Source organism: Halobellus sp. Atlit-38R, from assembly GCF_003665925.1.
GTDB lineage: Archaea > Halobacteriota > Halobacteria > Halobacteriales > Haloferacaceae > Haloquadratum > Haloquadratum inordinatus.
In genome coordinates this window covers 1-430 of record NZ_QXIJ01000424.1, presented here as the reverse complement: position 1 = coordinate 430, position 430 = coordinate 1, and the positions used below count along the sequence as shown (strand labels likewise).

The following is a 430-nucleotide window of genomic DNA, read 5'->3' as shown; positions in this document are numbered from 1 at the left end:
CTTCAACACGGTCCGGCGCAACACACCGTCGGGCTGTTCAATCGCGCTTCGTCCAACCGGTTCGTGTCTGGTCATTTCTCCTCGTGCGTACTGACGGCCGTTCAGGCTATATATGTAAGCTGAATTATATTTCTATCCAGGAACGGACTGGAATTCGTTAGCCTGAGCCACCTGTCATGACTGCTCTCGAGAGAGTCTGTGAAGAGTTGTGACTGCCCCCTTCTCGTCTAGGGTCGCGACCAGTCGGTCTCCGTCAGCCTCGAGGACCAGCTCCAGTTCGAACGGGGTCTCCGAGAGAACGGTCTGGCGGTGGACTAATTCCAGTTCGATCAACAGCCAGTCGTACCAGGGGTCGTAGGCATGATCTTCGAGGAAGACGAGCACTCGCGGCTCGGTGAGCAAACAGCGGTTGCTCGGGATACTGAATCGC

Annotated in this window: 1 pseudogene; it reads right to left on the bottom strand. The window is 56.3% G+C overall.

What is annotated here, in order from left to right:
• Window positions 1-174: 174 nt before the first annotated feature.
• A pseudogene (locus D3D02_RS20185) lies at window positions 175-430 on the bottom strand (ArsR family transcriptional regulator); the annotation flags it as partial.